The 23,890-nt window shown below is 70.2% G+C and carries 22 protein-coding genes and 4 pseudogenes; 14 read left to right on the top strand and 12 right to left on the bottom strand.

Going from position 1 to position 23,890, the window contains the following annotated elements; genetic code table 11:
• Nucleotides 1-38: 38 nt before the first annotated feature.
• Together ACZ4VL_RS05740 and ACZ4VL_RS05735 are read right to left on the bottom strand one after the other, a co-directional pair.
• On the bottom strand, nucleotides 39-1,901 hold the full coding sequence (locus tag ACZ4VL_RS05740; protein WP_468196268.1) for an ABC transporter ATP-binding protein: 1,863 nt from the start codon (nucleotides 1,899-1,901) through the stop codon (nucleotides 39-41).
• A gap of 1,165 nt (nucleotides 1,902-3,066) precedes the next feature.
• Nucleotides 3,067-4,047, bottom strand: coding sequence for a winged helix-turn-helix domain-containing protein (locus ACZ4VL_RS05735; protein WP_468196266.1), 981 nt, complete (start codon nucleotides 4,045-4,047; stop codon nucleotides 3,067-3,069).
• A gap of 89 nt (nucleotides 4,048-4,136) precedes the next feature.
• Between ACZ4VL_RS05735 and ACZ4VL_RS05730 the strand changes: the two genes are divergently transcribed.
• Nucleotides 4,137-5,453 carry an MFS transporter gene (locus ACZ4VL_RS05730; protein ID WP_468196264.1) on the top strand — a complete coding sequence of 439 codons (1,317 nt, stop codon included), beginning with the start codon at nucleotides 4,137-4,139 and terminating at the stop codon, nucleotides 5,451-5,453.
• A gap of 196 nt (nucleotides 5,454-5,649) precedes the next feature.
• Complete coding sequence (locus ACZ4VL_RS05725; RefSeq protein ID WP_468196262.1) at nucleotides 5,650-6,234, top strand: DinB family protein; 585 nt, start codon at nucleotides 5,650-5,652, stop codon at nucleotides 6,232-6,234.
• A 98-nt stretch (nucleotides 6,235-6,332) separates the two neighbouring features.
• On the opposite strand, the pseudogene ACZ4VL_RS05720 reads toward ACZ4VL_RS05725, so the two are convergent.
• From ACZ4VL_RS05720 to ACZ4VL_RS05710, 3 genes and pseudogenes are all read right to left on the bottom strand, one after another.
• A pseudogene (locus tag ACZ4VL_RS05720) lies at nucleotides 6,333-6,613 on the bottom strand (Tn3 family transposase); the annotation flags it as partial.
• A gap of 269 nt (nucleotides 6,614-6,882) precedes the next feature.
• A complete protein-coding gene (locus tag ACZ4VL_RS05715) occupies nucleotides 6,883-8,136 on the bottom strand; it encodes an MFS transporter (RefSeq protein WP_468196260.1) in 1,254 nt (417 codons plus the stop codon).
• 125 nt (nucleotides 8,137-8,261) lie between these two features.
• Nucleotides 8,262-9,209 (bottom strand): LysR family transcriptional regulator, encoded by a 948-nt coding sequence (locus ACZ4VL_RS05710; protein WP_468196258.1) that lies wholly within the window; start codon nucleotides 9,207-9,209, stop codon nucleotides 8,262-8,264.
• 70 nt (nucleotides 9,210-9,279) lie between these two features.
• Between ACZ4VL_RS05710 and ACZ4VL_RS05705 the strand changes: the two genes are divergently transcribed.
• Both ACZ4VL_RS05705 and ACZ4VL_RS05700 read left to right on the top strand, forming a co-directional pair.
• Nucleotides 9,280-10,014, top strand: a complete 735-nt coding sequence (locus ACZ4VL_RS05705; RefSeq protein ID WP_468196256.1) for an SDR family oxidoreductase — start codon at nucleotides 9,280-9,282, stop codon at nucleotides 10,012-10,014.
• Nucleotides 10,015-10,107: 93 nt separating this feature from the next.
• Nucleotides 10,108-10,338 (top strand): annotated as a pseudogene (locus tag ACZ4VL_RS05700) (site-specific integrase); the annotation flags it as partial.
• A 429-nt stretch (nucleotides 10,339-10,767) separates the two neighbouring features.
• Here ACZ4VL_RS05700 and ACZ4VL_RS05695 read toward each other — a convergent pair.
• A complete protein-coding gene (locus ACZ4VL_RS05695) occupies nucleotides 10,768-11,289 on the bottom strand; it encodes a hypothetical protein (protein WP_468196254.1) in 522 nt (173 codons plus the stop codon).
• A 112-nt stretch (nucleotides 11,290-11,401) separates the two neighbouring features.
• Here ACZ4VL_RS05695 and ACZ4VL_RS05690 point away from each other — a divergent pair.
• A pseudogene (locus tag ACZ4VL_RS05690) lies at nucleotides 11,402-11,689 on the top strand (Tn3 family transposase); the annotation flags it as partial.
• A 159-nt stretch (nucleotides 11,690-11,848) separates the two neighbouring features.
• Here the strand turns inward: ACZ4VL_RS05690 and ACZ4VL_RS05685 are convergent.
• Entirely contained in the window at nucleotides 11,849-13,297 is a 1,449-nt protein-coding gene (locus ACZ4VL_RS05685; RefSeq protein WP_468196251.1) for an MFS transporter, read from the bottom strand.
• Nucleotides 13,294-13,752, bottom strand: a complete 459-nt coding sequence (locus ACZ4VL_RS05680) for a MarR family winged helix-turn-helix transcriptional regulator (protein WP_468196249.1) — start codon at nucleotides 13,750-13,752, stop codon at nucleotides 13,294-13,296. Before ACZ4VL_RS05680 ends, ACZ4VL_RS05685 begins: the two co-directional genes overlap by 4 nt.
• 22 nt (nucleotides 13,753-13,774) lie before the next feature.
• Here ACZ4VL_RS05680 and ACZ4VL_RS05675 point away from each other — a divergent pair, with 22 nt between their 5' ends.
• The 3 genes and pseudogenes from ACZ4VL_RS05675 (at nucleotide 13,775) to ACZ4VL_RS05665 (ending at nucleotide 15,210) form a co-directional block, all read left to right on the top strand.
• Nucleotides 13,775-13,975 (top strand): hypothetical protein, encoded by a 201-nt coding sequence (locus tag ACZ4VL_RS05675; protein WP_468196247.1) that lies wholly within the window; start codon nucleotides 13,775-13,777, stop codon nucleotides 13,973-13,975.
• Nucleotides 13,972-14,633 (top strand): annotated as a pseudogene (locus ACZ4VL_RS05670) (beta/alpha barrel domain-containing protein). The gene ACZ4VL_RS05675 and the pseudogene ACZ4VL_RS05670 overlap by 4 nt, the downstream one beginning before the upstream one ends.
• 283 nt (nucleotides 14,634-14,916) lie before the next feature.
• Nucleotides 14,917-15,210 (top strand): DUF1330 domain-containing protein, encoded by a 294-nt coding sequence (locus ACZ4VL_RS05665; protein WP_468196245.1) that lies wholly within the window; start codon nucleotides 14,917-14,919, stop codon nucleotides 15,208-15,210.
• Nucleotides 15,211-15,546: 336 nt separating this feature from the next.
• Here ACZ4VL_RS05665 and ACZ4VL_RS05660 read toward each other — a convergent pair whose 3' ends face one another.
• On the bottom strand, nucleotides 15,547-15,681 hold the full coding sequence (locus ACZ4VL_RS05660) for a hypothetical protein (RefSeq protein ID WP_468196242.1): 135 nt from the start codon (nucleotides 15,679-15,681) through the stop codon (nucleotides 15,547-15,549).
• A gap of 201 nt (nucleotides 15,682-15,882) precedes the next feature.
• Nucleotides 15,883-16,386, bottom strand: a complete 504-nt coding sequence (locus ACZ4VL_RS05655; protein ID WP_468196240.1) for a hypothetical protein — start codon at nucleotides 16,384-16,386, stop codon at nucleotides 15,883-15,885.
• 29 nt (nucleotides 16,387-16,415) lie between these two features.
• On the opposite strand from ACZ4VL_RS05655, the gene ACZ4VL_RS05650 reads away from it, so the two are divergent.
• Nucleotides 16,416-16,646, top strand: coding sequence for a hypothetical protein (locus tag ACZ4VL_RS05650; RefSeq protein WP_468196238.1), 231 nt, complete (start codon nucleotides 16,416-16,418; stop codon nucleotides 16,644-16,646).
• Between the two features lie 699 nt (nucleotides 16,647-17,345).
• Complete coding sequence (locus ACZ4VL_RS05645) at nucleotides 17,346-18,344, top strand: hypothetical protein (RefSeq protein WP_468196235.1); 999 nt, start codon at nucleotides 17,346-17,348, stop codon at nucleotides 18,342-18,344.
• 370 nt (nucleotides 18,345-18,714) lie between these two features.
• Here ACZ4VL_RS05645 and ACZ4VL_RS05640 read toward each other — a convergent pair whose 3' ends face one another.
• Complete coding sequence (locus tag ACZ4VL_RS05640) at nucleotides 18,715-18,891, bottom strand: hypothetical protein (RefSeq protein ID WP_468196233.1); 177 nt, start codon at nucleotides 18,889-18,891, stop codon at nucleotides 18,715-18,717.
• 337 nt (nucleotides 18,892-19,228) lie between these two features.
• Between ACZ4VL_RS05640 and ACZ4VL_RS05635 the strand changes: the two genes are divergently transcribed.
• Entirely contained in the window at nucleotides 19,229-19,792 is a 564-nt protein-coding gene (locus ACZ4VL_RS05635) for a dihydrofolate reductase family protein (RefSeq protein ID WP_468196230.1), read from the top strand.
• 50 nt (nucleotides 19,793-19,842) lie between these two features.
• On the opposite strand, the gene ACZ4VL_RS05630 is transcribed toward ACZ4VL_RS05635, so the two are convergent.
• On the bottom strand, nucleotides 19,843-20,316 hold the full coding sequence (locus ACZ4VL_RS05630) for a hypothetical protein (RefSeq protein ID WP_468196228.1): 474 nt from the start codon (nucleotides 20,314-20,316) through the stop codon (nucleotides 19,843-19,845).
• Between the two features lie 604 nt (nucleotides 20,317-20,920).
• Here ACZ4VL_RS05630 and ACZ4VL_RS05625 point away from each other — a divergent pair.
• The 3 genes from ACZ4VL_RS05625 (at nucleotide 20,921) to ACZ4VL_RS05615 (ending at nucleotide 23,873) form a co-directional block, all read left to right on the top strand.
• Entirely contained in the window at nucleotides 20,921-21,514 is a 594-nt protein-coding gene (locus tag ACZ4VL_RS05625) for a TetR/AcrR family transcriptional regulator (RefSeq protein ID WP_468196226.1), read from the top strand.
• Nucleotides 21,511-22,347: an alpha/beta fold hydrolase gene (locus ACZ4VL_RS05620; protein WP_468196224.1), complete on the top strand. Its 837-nt coding sequence runs from the start codon at nucleotides 21,511-21,513 to the stop codon at nucleotides 22,345-22,347. The genes ACZ4VL_RS05625 and ACZ4VL_RS05620 overlap by 4 nt, the downstream gene beginning before the upstream one ends.
• 908 nt (nucleotides 22,348-23,255) lie before the next feature.
• A complete protein-coding gene (locus ACZ4VL_RS05615; protein WP_468196222.1) occupies nucleotides 23,256-23,873 on the top strand; it encodes a response regulator transcription factor in 618 nt (205 codons plus the stop codon).
• Nucleotides 23,874-23,890: the final 17 nt, after the last annotated feature.

Genomic DNA, 23,890 nt, shown 5'->3' with positions numbered 1-23,890 from the left:
CGCGGGCGAACCGCAGCCGGCCCGGGCATCGCGGCGGGTCATGTCCGAGTCCCGCGCTGCTCGCCGTCCGGTTCGGACGTCACCTGGTAGGACAGCAGCTGCTGGAACAGGCCCGGCTGCTGAGCGAGTTCGGCGTAGGTGCCCTCCTGGACGATCTGACCCTCGTCGAGGACGACGATCCGGTCGGCGATGGCGATGTTCGTGATGCGGTGGGTCACCAGCAGCACTACTCGGTCCCGGGCAAGGTCTCGAAGCCGCTGGAAGATGCGGAACTCGGCGCGGGGATCGAGGTTCGCGGTCGGCTCGTCGAGCACCAGCAGCCCGGCGTCCCTGAAGAACGCCCTGGCCAAGGCAATGCGCTGCCACTGCCCGCCGCTCAGTTCCTCCCCGTTGAGCCACTCGCGGGCCAGCAGTGTGTCCAGGCCGGCTCCGAGTTTCTCGACGACCTCGTCGGCGCCGGCCGCCGCGCACGCCTCGCGCACCGCAGCGTCGCCGCGGGCCGTGGGCTGCCCCAGATTCACGTTCTCGCGCACGGTCAGCGGCCAGCGCGCGTAGTCCTGGGGCACCAGAGCGACCTGCTGCCACAACGCCTGCGGATCGATACCGCCGGTGGGGACACCGTCCCACAACACCCGCCCGTCCGTGGGCAGGTACAGGCCGCTGACCAACTTCGACAACGTCGACTTGCCGGACCCGTTGAAGCCCACCAGGGCGGTGACCTCACCCCGGCGCAAGGTGAGCGACACCCCGGACAGCGCATCGCAGTCCTTCCCCGCGTAGCGGTGGGTGACCGACTCGACTTCGATCGTCCTCGGTGGCGCCGCGCCGCGCGGGCCGCGCCGCATGCGGAACCCGCCCGCCTTGTCCAGGAACCCGCTCCAGTCGTCCATGTACAGACCCGTGCGCACGGCGCGGGCCCCCACAGCCACCAGCCCGTGCACCGACTGGCCGACCGTCTGCAGTGCGAAAACCGCAGTCCCGGCGTGTCCGACGCTGATGCGACCCGTGGCCAGCAGCCACACGACCGCCGCCCAGACCACCGCTGACCCGAGGCCGCCGCACAGCGCGCCGACCAGGGACATGCGGGCGCCCTTGTCGGCCGCTGCGCGGTCCTCGAGGTTGATCCGGGCGACCGTCTGCCGGTACCGGCCCGAGAGGAAGGCGCTCATGGTGCCGGCGCGGATCTGGTCGGCTGCGTCTTTGGTGTAGATGTGCCAGCGCAGCACCGACAGCATCCGCTGGTCGCCGTTGCTGCGCAGGTTGGCCAGGTACCGGACCCGAGCGGCGCTGACCTGGGCCAGGGCCTGGGGCAGGCTGGCCGCCACCAGAAGCGGAAGAAGCACCCAGTGCACCCCGGCCAGCACGATCGCACCGGCGAGGAAGGAAGCGGACGAGGCGATCAGGTCCTGGCCCTCGTCGATCAGGTCACCGGTGACCTGCGCGCCGCGGTCGGCGGCCTCGCGGTCCCGGTTGAAGTCGGGTTCGTCGTAGGCGCACAGCTCCGCCTCGGCGCAGCCGGTGAGCAGCATCTGCTCGGCCTCGCGTGACATCAGCGGACCCAGCCGCGAGGACAGCCAGCTGACGGTGATCCCCAAGAGGGTGCGCATACCTGCAGCGCCGGCCAGCAGGGCCACCGACGGCCACGCCTGAAGGAGCCGCTGGTAGACGTCTCCGCTGCTCAGCAATGCTGTCAGGGTGCCGGCGATGGCGACCAGGCCCAGGGCCTGCATGAGACCGGCGACGGCCTGGCAGAACAGGAGGCCCATGGTCGCCCGCCGGTCGACCTGCCAGGCGAGGGCCAGCGAACGGCGCACCAGCCGCGGCAGGCGCCGGGCCATGTCGCTCATCCGGATGGAGCGGCCGGCCGCTTCCCGGCTCCCGGTCAGGTCGACGTACCGCATCTGTGGCTGAGCGGCGCCCGCCGAGACATCGCCGGGTTCGGCCCCAGCAGAGCCGGTGGCCGGCCCGCTCTCGTCTACGGAGGGTGCAGTCGCAGCGTGTGCCGCCCCCTGGGCGGTCCGCGGCCCCGGCACACTGCCGGCTGATGCATCGGCGGACTCCCTCATGCCGTCCACCTCGTATCCGGTCGCCCTGCCCGGACGCTGGAGCTGAACCGAGCTGGGGAAAGCCGCTGTTCGATTCCGGGAGGCCGAGGAATGAACGTAAGGGCAGGCTGCATGACGTCCTCCATCTGGGCGGCGAAGTGGTACTGGTGCTCTATGAACGGCGCGGCTGCGGGGCCGTAACGGGCACAGAAAGGGGATCTCTTCGAACGCAGGTGCGACGCGAGTCAACTGGCCAGTCCCCCCGGCGCTGGGCGCTTTTGAACCCACACGTTCGAGTGGATAGAGGATCTCCGGCACCCGATCAGGGACTTGCGCGACCCGTGCGTGACCCTTGCTGGGACCGGGAAGGAGGTTGATCGGTGTGGTGCTTGAGAGCGGCGGGTCCTCAGAGAGCTTGGCCGCGGCGACCACGCCACGCGCATGACCGACGACCCCGAGGCCGCCGCGACAATCGCCCGGCTCTGTGCCGGTCTCCCGCTGGCCCTGCGCATCGCCGCGCCCCTGCTGGCGAGCGCGCCCCGACGCCCCGCCGCCGACCTCGCCAAGGGGCTGGAAGCCGAACACACCCGGCTGGACACCCCCTACCGGGCGCCGGACCGGGCCGTACGGGCCGCCTTCGATCTGTCCTACCGCCTCTTAGGACCACGCCCGGCTGTTCCGGCTGCTGCCACTCAACGCAGGCCCCGACCTGTCCACGGACACGGCGGCCCACCTGACCGGGATGGATGCCCGCCGGGCCGGCTCGACGCTCCACGACCTCGCCGACGCGCACCTGGTCGAACCCGCGCAGGTCTGGGGCCGGAGGGGCCTGCACGACCTGGTGCGTGCAGCGGCTGTTGATGAAATTGATCATGATCCGGGCGGCCTTCGCACTTCTGTGCTGGTTCCGCCGACTGCGTATTCGCTGGGAGATCCACGCCGACATCCACCGGGCCTTCCTCACTCTCGGCTGCGCAGTCTTCTGCTGGCGGCGCCTCAAGAACGGTGCTGATCTGAGCCCTCAGCCCGAACCGGCGACCAGGGCCTCGCCCAGCGGGGTGCGCCGGTAGAGCACCGACCGCCCGGACCGGGCTCGGACGAGCAGCCCCGCGCCTCGCAGGATGGCGAGGTGGTCTCCCACCGCGCCGGGTGCCATGGCGAGGCTTCGGGCGAGGTGGCTGGTACTGGCTGGGGCGTCCAGCGCCAACAGCAGCCGGGCTCGGGCCCGGCCGACCAGAGCGGTCAGCGCGTCCGGTTGGGGGACGGTCACCTGTTCGCCCCACAGAGCGGCGGTGCCGCGGGCACGATAGACCAAGGTCTGGGGCCAGGGGTCTTCCAGGTGGGCGGCGATGTTTCCGACGAAGACCGAAGGGATCAGCAGGAGCCCGTCGCCGGCGAGGCGGACGTTTCCGACCGGGGGGAAGAAGCCGATCTCGACACCGCCGGCGCGCCAGGCGATGCTCGGGTGCAGGCTCTCGATGGTCGCGGCCCATCCGTGTTCGCCGATCAGACCCACCCGGTGCACCACATCGCGGTCACAGATCGCGCGCAGTTGCGGCCAGTCCGCGGCGAGCAGTTCGTGCCACGCCTGGTCCATCGCCTCGGCGATCCTCGAGACGGCGTCCGTGGAGTCCAGCACCGCGCGTATGCGGGGATCACGGGCGGACGGGCCGGTCGCGGTGGTGGCGAATTCGCGGCGGGCCGTTTCCAGCGGTGTGGCCCGGATCGTGGCCAGGTCGTCCGCCCAGGTCTGGTTGAGGCCGCGCGGGGGCGGGGCGACGAAGTTCGGTCCGGATTGCGGGGTGTGCAGGGCGAGGACGGCGTCCAGTTCGGTCTCGCGGCGAAGCCGGTCAAAGGCCGGCAGGAGCCGGGCGGCCCAGGCACGCGGCAGCGGCCGGTTGCGGCCGGCGAGCGAGCGCAGCAGCAAGCAGAGGTCCATCGCGGGCGACAGTGCGAAGCGGCTGCGCAGCAGGTCCTCGACGGAGACTTCGAAGCGGAGCACCCTGCGATGCTACCGCCGGACGTCTGCTCCGATTCGTCCAGCGACGAATCATTGGTGAGTGGCGTGGGCACACGGCGAGGCTGCGCGTCATGATCCCCACCGCCGAACCCGTGCAGGGCAACCACCGTGGCACCTACCGGGAGGTGCTGGCCGAGCCGCGATTCCGGCTGCTCTTCTCGACCCGCGCCGTCGCGATCACTGCGGGCTCGCTGCGGATCACCACGTTCTCGGTGCTGGTCTTCGCGGCCACCGGCTCCGCGCTGTTGAGCGCACTGGCCTTCGGCGTCGGCTTTCTCCCGCAGTTGTTCGGCTCGCTGCTGCTGGGCTCGCTGGCCGACCGACTGCCGCCCCGCCCGCTCATCGCCGGCGGCTACGCCTTGGAGTGCGCCGCCGCCCTGCTGCTCGCCCTGGTGCGGATGCCGATCGCGGCAAGCCTCGGTGTCGTGGCGCTGGTCGCCCTCGCCACACCGGTGTTCGGCGGCGCGTCGAGTCGGCTGGTCGCGCAGTGGCTGAAGGGCGACGCCTATGTCCTGGGCCGTTCACTGAACAACATCGCCTCTTCTGGCGCGCAACTGTTCGGTCTGGCGCTGGGAGGTGCGGTCGTCGCGGTACTCGGCCCGCACCGGGCGCTCGCGGTAAGCGCCGCCCTCTACCTCGGCTGCGCGCTCGCTATCCGCCTCCGGCTACCCCGGCTGGAGCTGGGAGAGTTCGGCGGCACACCCGGCAGCGCTCGGGGCGATGGCCGGGCCGTCCGGGCGAGCCTGCACGGTGTCGGCCTGCTGCTGCGTAGACCCACGGTGCGACGACTGATGCTGGCCCAGTGGCTACCGTGCGCGTTCGTAGCAGGCGCGGAAGGTCTGATCGTCGCCTACGCGGGAGGACGCCACTTCGCGCCCGGCTGGTACGCGGTGCTGATGGGCTGTCTGCCGGTCGGCACGCTGGTCGGTGACCTGCTGGTGGGTCGACTGCTACGGCCAACCACCCGGGAGCGACTGGTAGTCCCGTTGATTGTGCTGATGGGACTGCCGCTGGTCGGCTTCGCCGCCGCGCCCGGAGTGGGCGTCTCGTCCTGTCTGCTGCTGCTCTGTGGCTTCGGATTGGCCTACGGTCTCGGCCTGCAACGGCCGTTCCTGGATGCCCTGCCGCAGGATGGCCAGGGCCAGGCCTTCGGTTTGCTCGGCTCCGGCAGCATGACGCTGCAGGGCGTCGGGCCGGCCTGCTCCGGCTCGGTGGCCGCAGGCATCGGAACAGGCGGCGCAATCGCCCTGGCAGGCGGCGCGGCGGTGGTTACCGCCGGCTGGATTCTCACCTGGCACCCGCCTACCTCCCGGGTCCCCGTCCCGAACTACTCAACGGGATCGGAGAACGGCACCGAACGGCATGCGGGTAGTTCTCCTGCGCAGTAACCGTGGCGGGTCGGGTCGGCTGCGAGCCGTCACGCACCCCACCCCACCCCACCCCACCTCCACCCCCACGTCTCTCTGACAGACAGTCATTCCCGGTAGCTCATTGTGCTAGGAGTCAAGCCTCGGCTCTGCCAGCCGTTGCGGACCACGTACGGGATCTTGAGACCACGAACAGCTCATGGAAGGTTCATGCCGCATGATCGATGAATTCGCGAAGGACAACCTGCACGGGAGACTGCGGCGGGACCGCGAGGCGCTGCTCTGGAAACTCGACGGCTTGTCCGAATACGACGCCCGCAGACCTTTGACGGCGACCGGGACCAACCTCCTCGGCCTGGTCAAACACGTGGCCACCGTCGAGGCCAGGTACTTCGGCGAGGTCTTCGACCGCCCTTCCCCGGAACCGCTGCCCCGGTGGCAGGACTACGACGGCAGCGATCAGTGGGCGGCCGAGGACGAGACCCGCGATCAGATCATCGAGTTCTACCGGCGCACGTGGGAACACTCGGACGCGACGATCAACGAGCTTTCCCTCGACGCCCCCGGTCACGTGCCGTGGTGGTCGGAGCCTTCTCCCAACACGAACCTGTTCGCCATCATGGTCCATGTCCTCGGCGAGACCGTCCGACATGCCGGGCACGCCGACATCCTGCGCGAGGGCCTCGACGGCCGGACCGGGTTGCGCGCCGAACACGAGCAGCAGATCGACGAGGAAGCCCGCGCAGCCTACTGCGCAAAGATCGAGCGGGCCGCGAGGCCGTCCGCACCAATTAAGCCTTAGTCGGACATATCGGGCAGACTGACGTCAGTTCCCCTGCCGGCGCGTGCGATTTCCGAGCTCCGGACATCCGATATGCCCGCTTCACCCGATGTGGGCGTTCAGTCCGCGCCTTCGTCGTCCTCGTCCGGCTCGGTCGCGTCCGGGGCTCGGAGCGGGCGCAGGCCCCTGGCCTTGATGTTGAACAGGTAGCGGCCCAGGAGGTTGACGTGCCGGTCCTTGCGCGGGGAGACGGGCGACGTCCTCGTCCTTGATGTCGTGGCCCTCGGCGCGGAGTTGGGCGACGGCGGCATCCAGGTAGCCGGTGTTCCACAGCACGACGGCGTCGAGGACCAGGCTCCAGCGCGGCCAGCTGGTCCTCCTGGCCCTCGCGGTACGCTTGGCGGGTAGGAGGTGGAAAATCCGAACATGGTCGCCTATGTGGGCACAGGCGTGCCGGTCGGTAGGGCGGGTAGCGCCATGTTGGTGGGGGAGACCGAGCGCGCTGTCGCCATCATGGCGGAACGCCCTGAACCCGAAGATAGTGCGTTCGAATACACCACGGGCTTGTGGCTTCGGCTTTCTACCGTGCCCCCGGCCTACAGGACAGTGGCCCCTGCGCGGGCTTCTACGAGTGCTCGTCCTTGACAGCAATGAAATTCTACTCGCTGGTCATCCCGTCACTTCTGCGGCAATGCCTGGCTGCGGCCGGGTACGCATGCCCCAGCGGGCAAGAGAGGGGCCGACAGCGCCAAGTGCCGCGAAGAACAACGCCAGCAGCAGCCAGCCTGTCGTGCCGAGTCCGAGCACCACCGTGGTGAGGATCGCGGGGGCGAGAGCCTGGCCCGCGCTGAAGCCGAGACCGAGGACACCTTGGTACTGGCCCTGGGCGTGGTCGGGGGCCAGACCGAAGCCCAGGGCGAAGCCCGCCGATGACTCCCAGACCTCTCCCAGGCTATGGACGAAGATCGCGGCCAGGACCAGTCCTGCCGCGGCCCAGACCGGGGCGTACGCCGCCAGCGCCATCATCGGGCAGCTGATGAGGAAGAGCACCCCCGCCGTGCGAAACGCCCGGCCGCCGTCGTGCAGGGTCTCGATGCGCGAGCCGATCCTGGTCTGCATCAGCACACAAAAGAGGGAGTTGACGGCGAACAGCGCGGCCACCGTCCAGCGCGGCGCTTCGGTGTGCTCGGACATCCAGATCGGCAGGAGCAGCGAGACCACCGGATACTGCAGTCCCATGGCCCCGTAGAGGGCGGTGAACGCCAGGAAGGGACGATCCGCGAAGACCAGCCAGCGCCGCTGCTGCTGCGGCGGCGGTGCCAGTACCGGATAGCGGGGCAGCAGAAGCAGCAGCACCGCGCACAGGGCGAAGCTCGCCGCGTTGCCGAGGACCAGCGTGACATAGGCGTCGCGAGTGTCCGCGGCCAACGCCAGCCCCGCACCCACCGTTCCCAGGACGACGCCCAGGTTGACGAACGTGCGCAGCTTGGCACGGAACAGGGCCGGGCGCTCACCCCCGACCCGGACCACCAGCGCGCCCCACGCCGCCCCACCAGCCGCCGCGGCGATCTGGTCGACCGTCGCGATGACCGTGAGCGCGGCCCAGCTCTCGACGAGGACGAGGGCCGCCATCGACACCGCCTGGACCGCGAGGGCCATCATCATGATCGTGCGCGCCCCTCGCCGGTCGGCGAGATGCCCGCCCGGTATCCCCGCGCACAGGCCGATCACTCCGGCGATGGTGAGCGAGGCGCCGACCTGCACGGCGGGCAGGCCCACGACCAAGGTGAAATAGAGCGCCGACGCCGCGTTGAACAGACCATTGCCGACCCGGTTGACGAAACTGGCGGCGATCAGCACGCGCTCCGGCCTGCTGTCCCCCGCCATCCGGCCTATTCGGCCTGCCAGGCCGTCTTTGATCATGGACGGCAGGCTAACAGCGGCCGCTGATCCAGCAGCAGTCGCGGGGGTGCTGGCCTTTCTTCGCGCTGGTGGTTGTCTGAAATTGGTCTGCCGTGATCGCGATGGCGAGGGGTGGGTGCCCCCGGTCAGTAGGCCAGTGCGGTCATGTGGTCGGGGTGGTGGGCGGCGACGTCGTGGGCGGCTTGGACGAAGGCGGCGACGGCCGCGGATCGTGAGGTCTCCGGCCAGGCGACCATGACCGCGCTGGGGCTGAGGCCGGTGACCGGCCGGTATGCGATGTCCGGGCGCTGGTGCCGTTTGGTGGTGGAGAGTGACAGGAACGCCACCGCCTGGCCCAGCGCGACGACCTCCAGGAGTTGCTCGACGCTGGCCACGAGCGGCCCCTCAGGAGTGTCGGCCGGCGCCGAGCCTGTGTGTCCGTCGCCTGCTTCCGTTCCGTCGCATCCTGTGTAGTAGGCGGTGGTGGAGGGGGCGGCGCCTTTCCAGCGTGGGATCGGTTCGCCCTTGAGGTCGGTCAGCCGCAGTCGCCGGCGTCCGGCCAGTCGGTGCGCGGCGGGGAGAACGGCCATTCGCGGTTCGACCACGAGCGTCTGGGAATCCAGCCCTTGACCGTCGAACGGGCTGCGCAGCAGTGCTACGTCGGCGCGGCCGTCCCGCAGCATGGCGATCGGCTCTCCGCTGCCGCCGACGACGACTTCAGGCGGCGGCAGGTGCGAACCCGTTCCCCGGTAGGCGGCGAGGATCTCCCGCAGCAGCCCGGCATCGCCTCCCGGTTTGACCGCCACGACGAGCTGGGGTGTCGGCTGACCGGCCCGGCGTACTCGCCGGGCCGCCGCGTGCACCGCGTCGACCGCGATCCGGGCCTGGTCGAGCAGCACCTGACCGGCAGTGGTCAGCCTCACCTGCCGGGTGGTGCGCTCCAGCAGGCGTACCCCGAGCCGGGACTCCATCTGAGCGATCGCCTTCGACAGCGGGGGCTGCGCCATCCCCAGGCGTTGCGCGGCCCGGCTGAAGTTCAGTTCCTCGGCGACCGCGATGAAGTACCTCAGCTCCCGCACCTCTAGCTCACTCATATCTGCGGACTATAGATCCAGAGTCTTCTGGTCTTTCCCTGCCGCCCGTGCGTGAGGGGAGGCTGGTGCCATGACGACTTCGCAGAAGACTGCTCTGATCACCGGAGCGAACAAGGGCATCGGCAAGGAAACGGCGCGCAGGCTCGCAGCCCTCGGCATCACCGTGCTGATCGGCGCCCGCAACGCCGAGCGTGGCGAGGCGGCGGCCCAGGAGCTTCGCGCCGACGGCGCCGACGTACGGTTCGTACCGCTGGACGTCACCGACGAGATCTCGGTCCAGGCCGCCGCCCGGCACATCGACGCCACGTTCGGCCGCCTCGACATCCTCGTCAACAACGCCGCGATCGCCGCCGGACCGCAAAAACCGAGTGAAACCCCAGCCGCCACCGTCCGGCAGGTCTACGAGACCAACGTGTTCGGCGTCATCGCGGTGACCCACGCCATGCTCCCCCTGCTCCGCCGCTCCGCCGCCGCACGCATCGTCAACATGTCCAGCGAACTCGGCTCCCTCACCCACCTGGCCGACCCGGGCAGCCCGTGGTCCGCCTACTCCTCGATTCTCCTCCCGTACTGCACCTCCAAGAGCGCGCTGAACGCGCTCACCGTGCTCTACGCCGATGAACTCCGCGCCGAAGGGATCCTGGTCAACGCGGTGAGTCCCGGCTACTGCGCGACCGACCTCAACCGCCGCACCGGGATACGCACCGCGGAGGAGGGCGCGGCCGTGGCGGTTGACCTGGCGACTGCGGGCGAGGACGGCCCGACGGGCGCCCTTCTGGCCGAGGACGGGCCGATTCCCTGGTGAGACCATGCCGTGCCGTCTCCGCCCGAAGCCTGACGGGGGTGCTTTCCACCTTCGCAGTGACGATCGTGGAGGGCATTACTCGTAGTTGGTCCCGAGGGCCGCACCCGCGGGCGGGAGTTCATCACCCACCGCCGCCCGCGTCCGGGCAGGGTGCTCGCCGCCCGGGACGTCTGCCCGGACATCGGTCTGGCCCGGCTCTCCTACGGCCAGGCCCGCGCGCTGCTCGACCGGCACACCTTGCACGCCGGGCCGGGCACCGGCCAGGACCTGCACGAGCCGCCACGCCCCCTGACCCACCTCGGCGAGCAGGGCGCGTCCGAGCTAGAGGAACCTGGAGCCCATACGTGCGGGATGACCGCAGCCGCTGACCTGTCCGGCCGGACCTTGATCCGTAGAGCAGAAGGTGGGTTCAATCGCCGCATGGCTGAGAGCGACATTGACCTGGGAGTCGTGACGGCGCTTTCGGGAGTCCTCGTGTTGGGGATGGCAGGCGGCGGGCACGTCGACGGCTGGATGCGTGAGATGGCCTCGGTTCGCGCTGCCAATGACAGGCCTTTGACGGTGCGGGCCAGCACGGCGACGTCACCCTTCGACGGAGGACCAACCGCACGTACTGCTCGGTGAATCCGAGGGCGACGTCGTGGTCTCGGAGCACATCGGCCGGCAGGCGCTCCAGACGGTCCGCGGTCCCACTCCGGCCGGGCCGACTCCCCAGCAGATCGTGATGCTCAGGCCGCCGCCCTGCTGCCGGACTCATCGGTCCAGCCGGTGCCGAACGTAGTCCGGCTGGGCTCCACCGACCTCGATACGGTTCTCGTCGAGTCCGTTGACGATCCGCAGACAGCCCCCGGCAAAGGCGAACTCCACCGCCACCGTTCCAGCCGCCAGGTCACGGCCTGCTGCTGGCCGACATTCAAGGAGCGCGACCTCGCGCAGTTCCCGGCCGACGAACGGTTCGAGGCGCTCGTCGCGCCGAGACCACTGGGGCGTCAGCTCGAACCACTCCCACCCGGCGATGTCCGCCGCGGTGTCGATCGTGTCCCAGCCGATCGATAGCTCGTCGAACTTCCAGTGACAGACCTCCACCTGGATGCCGTCGAAGTCCAGCACCACCGGGCAGTCGGCGAACCAGTCCCCGTCCTCGGCGAAACGCACCACGGCGAAGCCCGTCAACCTCCTACCGGCGAGCGCCGCCAGACGTGATCCGTGCGCCTGCCGAACCGCCTTGAGCCCGACCAGGAAGGACGGCTCGAAACCAGGTATCCCCTTGTCCACGGCCTGAGTCTCTCGGCCTTCTGCCCAGTCGGCCAACACATGTCGAACAGCGGAATCCCCCAAGCTACTTGACGGATCGGATTGCACAGAACGCACTGGCTCCAACTCCGAGGTCCGCGCTTACGGCCTGCTGCGCATGTTCGGACGCGAGGGGCGCCCGACTCCGCTGGGTGCGGCGTTCGCGGAGTACGGGCGGATCGCCAAGACCGAGCACCTGCTGCCGGTGGTCGACCCGGCGGACGAGACCTACGGGCGGCAGACGAACCGGCAGCTCACCGTGCAGGGGTCCCGCCACAAGCTGGCCCGGGACGTGTGCGACGGCAAGCGCGGCACCATCCACCAGGCGTACCCGGATCCGTCAATCGCGCCGATGATGGTCCGCAGTGCCATGCCTCTGTGGTGCGTTCCGGCATGGTCGAGGCAAGGCCGCGCAGGCTGCCGGCCGAGTCGTGGTCCACCTGTTCCTCTCGTCTCAGCAGGCCGTCGGCGCTGGCGATCGTCGATATGTCTCCTCGGCGCCGATCAGGGCGACGGGGCCGCCGCCCTTCCGGCGAGCCGGTCATCGGCTCGACCGGCCCTGAATCGGCGCGCTGGCCGTGGCCGCGGTGGGGTTGATCTCGGGCGGGCGGTGGCGCGCGAGAGCGGTGGCGGTCAGGGCGGTGACCGCCATCGCAGCGATGCCGACCAGCGCTGCGGTGGTGTAGGCCTGGTCGGTCGGGAAGAGATGACCAGTGTCGGTGCCGGTGGCCAGGACCAGGCCGCCTGTCGCGCTGCCCAGGGAGTACCCGACGCTGCGAACGACGTAGTTGAAGCTCATTGCGCTCGACGTCTCGCTCTTGGGCGTGACGGCCAGGATGACGCCGGGCATGGCGGCTGAGAAGCTGCCGACACCGAAGCCCAGCACACCCATCGCGACGAGCACTTCGGCCAGGTTCGACCGTGCCGCGGCGAAGAGGACGAACCCGCCGCCGACGATGACGGCGCTGCCGACCAGGAGCACGGGTGCGTCGATCAGCGTACGAACCCGGGGCGTGAGTTTGCCGGCGACGAACCCCAGCACCGAGAACGGGACGAGGACCAGCCCGGCGACGAAGGTGGTCAGCCCGAAGCCGTAGCCGGCGCTGTGCGGCGTCTGCACGTACCGCGTGATGAGCGTGAGCAGGAGGTACATGCCGCTCCCGCCGACGAGCATGGCGATGTTCGCTCCGGCGACCGCCGGGTGCCGCACCGCCCGGACATCGACCAGGGGCGTCTTGCTGCGCAGCTCGGAGGCGGTCCAGACGCACAGCAGGAGCACGGCGACGACGGCGAGGATCACCGCCACGGCGAGGTGACGGCTCCACAGGTTCCGCTGGCCGGCCAGGAACAGGAGGAGGAACAGTCCACCCGCGAGGACGAGCGCACCCGCCACGGTCACGTGAGCGGAGCGGCCTTCGGGAGCCGCGGGTATGGAACGCCACGCGGTCAGGAAGGCGACAGCGGTGACGAACAGACCGAAGCCGTAGGCGGCCCGTACACCGCCGATCTCGGCGAGCAGTGCGGTGAGCGGGTAGCCGATGCCGGCGCCGATGATCGAGAGCACCGAGATCAGGGCGATCGTCGCCGTGCTGCGCTCCTCGGGAAGATGGTCCCGGGCCACGCCCATCATCAGCGCCGTCAGACCGAGCCCGACGCCTTGGGCCGCCCTGCCGACGAGCAGCCCCGCGAACGGCAGCGGCAGCACGGTCAGCGCACTGCCGACGACGACGATCGCCAGCGTGGCGAGGATCGCGGCCCGTCGGTGCGGGCCGGCTCCGAGCCGGCCGAGGACGGGCGTGGCGACGGCGCCGCTCAGCAGTGCGACGGTCAGCGTCCACTGCGCGCTGTCGAGCGAGACGTGGAACGCGGTCGCCACACTGGTGATCAGCGGCGTCCCGAGGCTGGCGACCGCCGCCACGACCAGGGCGATGAACAGCAGGGCGGGGACCAGCAGCCGCGCCTCGGAGCGCTCCGGGGTGCGCCCCGTCACCGCTTCGGCTCTTCGCGGTCCTGGTTTTCGAGCTCTGCCAGGTGCGCCAGCGCCGGAAGCGCCGCCACCAGGGCCTCGACCTCGTCGTCGGCGAGTTCGTCGATCAGCCGCGCGAACGCATCGACGCCCGCCTGGCACCGCGTCCGAACGTACGACGCGCCGGCCTCGGTCAGACACACCAGCGTGACCCGCTTGTCGGACGCGTCGCCCCTCCGCTCGACCAGTCCGGACTCCTCCAACACCCGGACCAGCACGGTCATCGCGGGCTGGGTGACACCCTCGATCACGGCCAGATCGGTGATGCGTCGCGGGCCGGTCCTGTGCAGGGTGGCCAGGGTGGCGGCGGACGTGATGCTCATGTCGCGCGGAAGGCGGCGCACAGCCCTGGTGGCCAGCCCGTAGAGGGCCGACCCGATCGCAGTGGAAGCGCCACGAGTGGGGTCTTGACGGCTCATGCGTGAAGCATACAATATTTATATGAATGCTTTATGCATCTCTCGCCCCGAACGCCGTGCCCCAGCCCCGCCCCCGGCGCACCAGACGGCGGTCGCCGTCGGCGCCATGGCGGACGCCGTGCGCCGCGCCCTGGTCGAAGACCGCGCCGAGGACGACATCACCACCCGCCGGGCGGTGCCGGACGGCCCCATGCGCGCGTCGTCGCCCGCCAAGACGGCGTGATCGCCGGCACGACGATCCCAGCCGAGGTACATCGGCAGCCCGGCAGCGACGTCGTCGTCACCGAGCACGTTCAGGACGGCGACCGCGTCCACACCGGGCAGGACCTGCTCACGCCGGCAGGACCCGCACGAGAGATCATCACCGGCGAGCGGACAGCTTTGAACCTCCTGCAACGCATGTCCGGCATCGCCGCCGCCGCGGCCTTCGCGGAGGCGGTGACCGGGCTTCCGGCACGGATCCTGGACACCCGCAGAACAGCGCCCGGGCTTCGAGCGCTCGACAAGGCCGCGGTCGCCGCCGGCGGAGTGAGCAACCACCGGCTCGACCTCGCGGTGATGGTCCTGCTCAAGGAGAACCACATCGCCGCGGCGGGCGGCGTGAGCGCCGCGATCGCGGCAGTGCACGCGTGTGACACGCGGGGCGTCGCCGTCGAGGTGGAGGTCGAGTCGACAGCCCAGGCCATCGAGGCGCTGCGCGCGGGAGTCGAGTGGATCATGTTGGACAACATGCGCTGGACACGGTCAGGGCCGTCGCGGAGACCGGAGTCGACGCGATGTCCGTCGGTGCCATCACCCACAGCGCGCCGGCGTTCGACCTCAGTCTGCTGCTGACGCCGACGGCACCCAGCGGTGGCGAACACCCGGCGAGGTTCGGATGAGGCCGTGTCTCCTCCTGCGTGGACGGGCTGGACTACCCGCCATGGCCGACCCCGTCGACCGGGAGGCCTTCGTTTCCGTCTCCGGCACCTTCCCCCGTCGCCGAAGGCGCCCGGGGCGCTGAGGAAGACTTCGCCGGGACGCGAACCGGCAGCCGCGGGTGGCAGAGCCGAACCAGGCCGGATCAGCACGTCCTCACACATGCCCGGTGCTCCGTCGCCGGGATCGAGCAATCTGAGTGTCCATTCGACGTCGGACGTGTCCGGCCGAACACAGGAGGTTTCCATGGCCAAGGGCTACTGGGTCAGTGTCTACCCCGCCATATCCGACCCTGAGAGGCTGACTGCCTACAACGAGCTGGCGGGTCCGGCTGTCCGGGCTGGGGGCGGGCGCCTGCTGTCCCGTGGCGGTCGAGTCGTCGCCCGCGAGGCCGGAATCACGCAACGCGTCGTTCTGATCGAGTTCGACAGCTTCGAACAGGCGGTCGCGGCATACGAGAGCGAGGCATACCAGAAGGCGCTGGTGGCCCTCCCCGACGGCTTCGAGCGCGACTTCCGCATCATCGAAGGCATCGACTGACCGACGGGCTCAGCCATCGCTGAGCATCCGTCACCTGATACGCACACGGTGCTGAACGACGACTCACGAGACGAGGTCCGGGCCAGCTGGACCACAGCCCGAATACGCCGCCCGATTGAACGAGATGCCTTGGTGCAGTCAAGGACCAAGATCAGAAGACGGGACACCACCGAAGCCGTCATCGGCGCCATCACCGGCACTCCGGCCCGCCCGCACCTCCTCGTCCTCGGCCGCCATGACACCTCGGGCCGGCTGCGCGCGGTCGGCCGGACCGTGCCCCTGCGCCCGGACGCGTCCCGGCAGGTCGGCGAGCACCTCGCCGCCGCCGGCCCCCGGTCACCCCTGGACAAAGGTGCGGTTGGCCGCGGCGTGGGGGAGCCGCCACGTCCGGATGCGGTGCTCGTCCGCCCCGAGCTGGTCGCGGAGATCAGCGCGGACGGAGCGGTGGACCACGGCGGGGTGTTCCGGCACCCGCTCAGGTTCAAACGGCTGCGCCTGGACGTGAGCGTTGCGGACGTGCCGCGGTTGGGTCAGCCGGAGCGGCGGCCCGAGCCGTGTGGTGGCCAGGACGGCGGCCGGGGATGCTCCGCCCAGACGTCCTTGTGCTCACGCCGGTGGTGCCCGCACCGGTCGGGCATTGCGGGCACCCTCACCTCACGCTGGGCGCTGGCGTCAGTTCGCCCGTACGGGCGCCCAGAGGCTGACGCTCCACACGTCCCCATGGCCCGCGTGGTAGCCCCTTTCCTCCTCCTCGTCGTCCACGACGAGGACGGAGACGCAGGACGCCTCCGCCCGGTACTCCATGAAACCGCCCTGGTCGGTGACGGTGAACTCCGGGACCGGAGCGACGCCGGCGAGCACCTCCCGCACGTCCGCCCAGGCCGTGTAGGGGGCGAACTCGACGCCCGTGCTCTCCTTCCACCGCGCCGCCAGCTCGGGGGCGTTGGCGAGGCGGTGCAGCTCGATCGAGCCGCCGGACACCACCCATTCCTCCCCCGGGTTGAAGTAGAACTCGACGAACCCGTAGTCGCGGCGCAGCGAGGCTCCGCCCCCGCCGATGACGTCGACGCAGCGGTGCCGCAGGGCCTGGTCGACCTCACCGAGGGTGGAACCGATGCCGATGCCGTGCAGGCGCCCGGTCGTGATGAAGGAGGCCAGGAATTCGATGCCGCTCACGGCCAGTTCTCCAGTTTGTCGATCAGGGCGTGCAGGCGTACGGCACGAGCGCCCTCGCCGAGGAACGCGTGTCCGACAAGGTGTCCCGCCTACACCTTCACGACCTGCACCGGTGGGACGGCGGCGAGTACGTCTTCGAGGCAGAGCTGATCGACTACATCGCCCAGCCCGTTGTCTCGCCGGAGACGCCCGACCTCTCCCGGCACCCGGGTCTGTCGGACTCCTGGTGGACGACCTTGCGGGAGAGCCTGGACGCCTGAGGGCACGGGAGGTGGAGGGGCCTTTCCAGAGTTCGTCGCCTTCGGTGCCGGCCTCGGTGCAGACCACGCGAAGCCAGTGTGGGCCGGCGGCCGCCGACACGGTTCCCCCCGATACCCCCATACCCCCATACCCCCATACCCGGTGGCCGGTGGCCGGAACTGGTCGGCGGCGTGCCGCTGGGCGGCCAGCATCCGGTCGGCGGTGGCGGTGGCTAGGGCGTCGAACATGCCTGGGTCCTACCTCGGGTGGGACACGGCGGCCGCGTCCTTGGATACCAGCTCGGTGGCGAGGGCCGCGACCTGTTGCCGCCTTCCGCTGGCCGCCTTTTCGGCGTCCGCGTGGTGCCGGGAGGGGCGGGTGCGTCGCTCTGTGCCGGGGCGTCGTGGTGCGGCGGTGTCCGGATTCGTTCGGAGGGTTGTGCGACCTCTGGTCGGCCGAAGGAACCGCACTTACGGTTGCGCGGCATGGACACATCACGAAGGGCTATCCTCCGAGGAATGGCCGCCACCCCGCTGGTTGCCGCAGCCGGCGGTCTCTTACTTCCCTCCACAGCTCAGGCCGCGGAGCCCCTGGCCGAGGCGTCCCGCTTCCGGCTCGAGCCGCGGACCCGTCCCGACTGGCAGAGAAGGGGGTTGTACCGGCTTTCGATCGACGGCCTGAGTCGTGAACTCCGGACCGCGTCCCCGGAGGCGGTTTCGGTGGCGCCGGGTGCCCGCAAGGCGAAGCCGATCAAGGGCTGGCCCACCGAAGGCGGTGACAGGGCCCCGGAGAACCTCGTCGAGGGATTCACGTGGGAGGGCCTCGATTTCACGGCCCCGCAGTGGCGACCGCAGGGCATCACCACCACGTACGACGGTCACGGCAAGAGCACGCACAACGGTCGCCGGACGATCATCGTTTCCTGGTACGACGCCGACGCACGCAACGGCCACGGTGCGCGGGTCAGCATCGTCGACCGGGAGACCTTGAAGTACCGGAACGTGCTGCTGGTCGAGCCGTACACCGACGACCAGGGCGGGCCCGCCAACTTCGTGACCACGACCCTCCACGCCGGCGGTATCGCCTGGTACGGGAACCGGCTGTACGTCGCCGACTCCGCCCGCGCCGGCCTGCGGGTCTTCGACCTCGACCACATATTCAAGGTCACGAGGGGCCCCGGCATCGGCCGGCAGGGGAGCGGCTCGGTCTTCCACGCCCACGACTACGAGTACGTCCTGCCGCAGTGCCTCGCGTACGACAACGCGGGGAGCCGGCTGACGTTCTCGCAGGTGGCCCTGGACCGCACGACGGCCCGGCCCTCCCTGCTCGTCAGCGAGTTCCTCCCCAAGCCCGATCAGCAATCCGACACGAGGCTGCCCCGGGTCGTCCGGTGGTCCCTCGGCGGAGACGGCTTCCTCAGGGGCCTGACGGCGAGTGAGGAGCACAAAATGAAGGACGGGCGGCAGGCGCAGGGCGTCGTCAGTGTGCGGGGCACCTACTACCTCACGACGAGCGCCGGCAACAAGCCGGGCTCGCTGAAGTCCTCGCGTGGCGACAGGCCGGCCGTGCGCAGGTCGGGGCTGAACGTGGGCCCCGAGGACGTGAGTTACGACGGAGGACAGGACGTCCTGTGGACGCTCGGCGAGTACGCCAAGGGTGATGCCAAGGGCGGCACGGTCGACAGCCGCCACGTGTACGCAGTGCGGAGGCCCAGGTAGGCCCTAAGCAGGCGCGGGCAGGAGGAACCGATCCCGGGCGGGCACGGCTCGGCGCGCCCACCCGATCGCCAGACAGTGGCCGCCGGTCACCGCCTCCGGCACCGCCGGGGCTCGTCCTGCACTCAGCCGGGGACGTCGTCCGACAGCTTCTGGTGCTCAGGATGCCGGGCCTGGCCCGCCGCCCCCGATCGGGCAACGGGACGGGGCGGTCGGCGGCCACTGCCGCGAGCGGTGAAGCGCCCGAACGGGCCGGTGCTTCGACCGGCGAAGGCACGGTGCCGTTGGCGTCCGCGCCGGCTCGAAGACGAGGGTTGCTGTTCGTCCCCGCTGACATTCACGCGGAGCTGCAGGGCTTGGTGACGATGGCGTCTCAGCAGGAGGGGTCCTGGGGATGCTCGCGGCAGTGGAGCCGGGCGGGGAGGTTCACGGAGGGTGCGGAATCCGGCAGGGTCCCGGCGATCCGGAAGGGCTGGCCCTGGTCGGAGAGGGTCAGGGATTTCGGCTCGCCTCCCACCAGTAGGTCGAGGTCGGCCGTCCACTCGTACACCCCGCCGGTCTGCTTGGCGTAGGCCTCGAGCCTGAAATCGGCCTTCGCTCTTGCCCAGGTTCAGCCCCATACGGTCGACGGACCGGCCACGCTCGTCAGTCATCTCGAACTTGGGCGGCTGAGAGTCCACGACGAATTCCACAGAACGCTCCTGGATCAACGCGGTCGGCCTTCCGAAGCCCTGGACGTCCGTCCGCAGGGACGGGCTCGCGATTCTGCGTACGTGCGGCTGAGGGGCGAGCCACGAGGACTCCATGCGAGCTCAGATCGCGACCGATGAGTTTCCCGCGCCGCGCCGGTCTGTACGCGTGAGACCGATTCACGGAAGGCTGGCGCCATGCGGAAACTGATCTACGGCATGAACCTGACCCTGGACGGCTACATCGCCGCGCCCGGCGACGACATCGGCTGGAGCGTGCCGAGCGACGAGCTGTTCCAGTTTTGGTCCGACCAGTTGCAGGCGACTGACCTGTCGTTGTACGGGCGCAAGCTGTGGCAGACGATGAGCTCCTACTGGCCGACCGCCGACCAGCGGCCCAACGCCACCCCAGCGGAGATCGAGTTCGCGCGCCGCTGGCGGGACATGTCGAAGGTGGTGTTCTCCTCGACGATCGACAAGGTCGACTGGAACACCCGCCTGGTCACTGGCGACGCAGTCGCCGAGATCACCCGGCTCAAGGCCGAGGACGGCGGGCCGATGGACCTCGGCGGCGCGACGCTCGCCGGGGCGGCCCTGCGGGCCGGGCTGGTTGACGAGTACGTGCTGGCCACCGCGCCGGTCCTGGTGGGCGGCGGCACCCCGTTCTTCACCGCGCTGGACAGCTGGGTGAACCTGCACCTGGTGGAGACGCGGACGCTTTCTTGCGGCGTGATCCTGACCAGGTACGAGACGAGGCGCTGAGCGCCCGTCACGCGACGCGCTGTCAGCCAGGAAGTCGACCGGCGCCGCCTTCACACCGCGGGCCGGACGCTGCGCGCACATGCTGGCCGTGCACGGCGCCGGCCGCGGCACACCCCACCCGAACGGGTTCCGGCGTAGCCGATCACCGGGTGCTTCTGTGGATCGGCAGGGCCCAAGAACCCGAGATGCCCCATGTTGAGGCTGAACGGATGGTCGAGATTGGCGCTGATCAGCGGCTGGGCCCGGTAGGCGGAGAGCATCTCGTCTCCCCACCGGTCACCGGGATATGCGTCGGCGTCGTTCCACCAGCGGTCGACGAAGACGGCGAGGGGAATCGCCGGAGGGTGGAGGGCGGACAGCCTGTGCCATAGGTCCCAGGACGCGGCGACCGCGCGCTCGCGGGCCAGGTTCGGCTGCGAGAAATCGAGCAGAGCACGCGGCCCTCCGGCGCAGACGCCCGGGGCGCTGGGACGGGGCGAACCGTCATATCCAGGGTCGTCGTGGATGAGTCCGGGATCGCCCATCTCCAGGTGCGACAGCGAAACCCGTGCCGTCCCCGCCGCCGCGAATGCGGCGTGCGTCCCACATGCCGCGGTCGACCGGGTTGTCATCCGTGTGCAGGTGGAAAGGCGCGAGGGCCTCTCCAAGCGCCCCTTCGATATCGCCTGCGGCCTCGCCTGGCAGACACACCGTCACCCATACGCCTGCCATCCGTCCCCTCCTTGCCTGCCGGCGAAAGCATGATCGTACGCGTGCGGGGACGCGCGACAAGCCAGATCGCCCGCCGACGCTGGGCACTTCGGCAGGAAGATGCAGACAGGAGCGCGTAAGCGCGCACCGAACCTGCCGCGGTACCCAGCGCAACCATCACTCAGGGTGCACGCTTCACGGAACGTGAGCCAGATCCCTTTAACGGACAGCGTTGTTTGTGGGTTGGGTTCCGGCGGCGTTCAGTGATCACAGGCTCTGTGGATGTTCACGGCGAGTGATGGCAATGACGCCTTCTGTCAGTGACCAGGACTGGGGCCACCCGCAACCCGCAGCACCGGCGTGAGCCGCTTCCTTCCTCCTTGCGTTCCTAGGATCCCTAGGTTAAAACTAGGGATCCTAGGTTTATGGGGAGGATGCATGGCGCGGGCAGGGCTGACGGCGGAGCGGGTGACGATCGCGGGCGCCGAGCTGGCGGACGAGGTAGGGCTCGACCAGGTGACCATGTCGCAGGTTGCACGCAAGCTCGGTGTGAAGGACGCGAGCCTCTACACGCATGTCCGCGGCCTGGAGGATCTGCGCGGACGGATCGCGCTGTTGGCGGCGGACGAGAAGACCATTCGTATCGCGGAGGCGACCTCCGGGCGGGCGGGCAAGGATGCGCTGGTCGCGTTTGCCAACGCCTGGCGGGAGTACGCCCACGCGCATCCGGGCCGCTACATGGCGACGCAGACCCCGATCCAGATCGACCCTGAACTGGCCGCAAAAGCGCCCGGACCACGGCGCGCGGTCGAGCTGACCTACGGCATGCTGCGCGGCTACGGACTCGCGGAACCCGACCTGACCGACGCGGTCCGGTTGCTGCGCAGCACGTTCCACGGGTTCGTCGCCTTGGAGGCCGCGGGCGGCTTCGCGCACGAGCGTTCCCCTCAGCAGACCTGGGTCCGCGCCCTCGACGCCCTCCACACCCTCCTGGAGCACTGGCCCCCGTCCCGAGAAGGAGACTCCGCATGACCGCCCCAACCATCGGCAGCCTGCGCGTGAACGGCGCGACCCTCCACTACGAGGTGCGCGGCAGTGGCCCGCTCCTCCTGCTGATCCCCGGCGGGGCGGGCGACGCGGCCTCCTTCGACGGCATCGCCGACGACCTGGCCGCCGAATACACCGTCGCGGCCTACGACCCGCGCGGGATGTCCCGAAGCACGCTGGACGACCCCCAGGCTGGGCAGCGAGTGGCCGAGCACGCCGACGACGCCTTCCGGATACTGGAACTGCTGTCGCCTGGCGAGCCCGCACGCGTCTTCGGCTGCAGCTCGGGCGCGATCGCCGCCCTGCAATTGCTCACCGCCCACCCCGAACGCGTCGAACGCCTCGTGGCACACGAGCCGCCGGTGGTGGAGGTCCTTCCGGACGCCACCAAACATCGCGCGCTCATCGCGCGCGTCCAGGCAACGCTCCACGCAGAGGGACTCATGCCGGCGATGGCCGTCTTCGCCGCAGGTCTGAAGAAGGACTCCGACACCACCGAGCCGAAGGCCGAGATCAAGCTTCCACCACAGGCAGCGGAGCGGGTCGAGCGGATGATGACCAACCTGCCCTACTTCGTCGGGCGCGTGGTGCCGAGCTTCATGTCCTACGCCCCGGACATCCACCGGCTAGAGGCACTATCGGACCGGCTCGTACTTGCTGGCGGCCAGGACTCACGCGGCGAACTGCCCTACCGTCCGGCCGCGTTCCTGGCCGAGCGTCTCAGATCGGAGCTCCTGCACTTCCCCGGCGGGCACACCGGCCTCACCACACACCCCGCCGAGTTCGGCGCACTCCTCCGGAAGGTCCTCCGAGCCTAGACCCGAAATCAGACTTGCCTTGGTCGGCGCCCACCCAAGAAGGCCGCCGAGTTCTCCCGCTCAGCACGCCGTCTTCCCAGGCGCAGCCCAGCCGAGACTCTGGCGCTCAAGTCGTTCTCGCCATCAGTCTCAGCGACCGGTGGGCCGAAGCCGTCAGCGTGCAGTGCGTTGAGGGCTGCGTTGTCGAAGTCGCCCGGCCACGCGGACTTGATCGTGACTCCCCGATCGCCAGCACTCGGTCGGCGAGATAGTGCGGACACCTCCGGTCGTGCCAGGTGACCGTCAGCCACCCACCCCAGAGAGCGAGCGTCCGCACCGCACCTCAGCAGGCGCCGCCTCGCAGAAGGAACACACCACCGTCCGCGGCCGAAGACCGTCCACCGGGCAGCCCTCCCGCCTCTCTCCCGCACGCGATCGGGACCAGCTCTACCAGGTGCGACCTCGACCGCGAACCATACCCGCGCGTACGCCGCCCGCCGACGCTCCGCCTGTGCGCCTCCCGCTCCCGGGCCGACGCATGGCCGTCCAGGACGGCCGACTGCGGTACCGACAGGACGCCACCCCCGCTGAACGGCGCAGAAGCGGCCCGGCCCCGGCGCAGCTGCCGGAGGCCGCTCTCGAACCGGGTGGGCGGGGCGTCCCGCGTAATTCCGCGGACGGTGCCGGACCGGGCCAGGTGGGCGGCACCGAGCAGAATCGGCCCTACCGGTTCGGGGTGGCGGCGCGCGTCTCGCACCGTCACGGGTGTAGCTGTGGAGCGTGGCGCGCAGGTGGCGGCGTAGAGGGCCGCACCGGCAGGGAGCGGCGTTCGGCCACGGGGGCTCGGACGGGGCGGGATGCGATGTTCCTCCGCGGCGGAGTTGGGCACCCGCTTGGTGCCCAGTGATCACCTCCTGAGGAGAGCCCGGATGACCAAGGTCCTCGTCCTGCACAGCGTCAGCATCGTGAGGTCGGCCCTCGCCGCTCTGCTGAGATCCGAAGGCGGCTTCGACGTCAGCTGTGCCAGCTGGCGGACCTGCGACGCACGGCGGGGTGAGTCCTTACGCCCGGACGTGACGGTCGTCGACCTCGACTGTCCGGGCGCGTCGGCCGCCCTCGAGGCCGGCACCGCTACCGGCTCCGCCGGTCCGCTGCCCGAGCTGCCGCCTCCGCTGCTGGTGCTGGCCACGCCGGGGGCGCCCGGCTCGCTGCGGCGGGGCGTCCGGGCCGAGGCCCGTGGCTACGTGGACAAGGACGGGTCGCCCGGTCGGCTGGTCCGGGCGGTGCGCAAGGTCGCCGCCGGCGAGCGGTTCGTCGACGCCTCCCTGGCGTCGGCCCTCCTCGACGCCGACGACGTGCCGCTGAGCCCGCGCGAACTGAGCGTGCTGGCCCGGGCCGCCGAGGGCGACTCCGTCGCGGAGATCGCGCACGCCCTGCACCTCGCCAGCGGCACGGTGCGCAACTACATGGCCGCCGTGAAGCGCAAGACCGGCGCCCGCAACCGGATAGACGCGATCCGGATCTCCCGGCAGGCCGGCTGGGTCTGAGGCGTCGGGGCCAAGGG

The organism is Streptomyces sp. NPDC029014 (assembly GCF_055564695.1).
The sequence above is the reverse complement of the archived record's forward strand: the minus strand, read 5'-3'. Positions and strand labels throughout refer to the sequence as shown.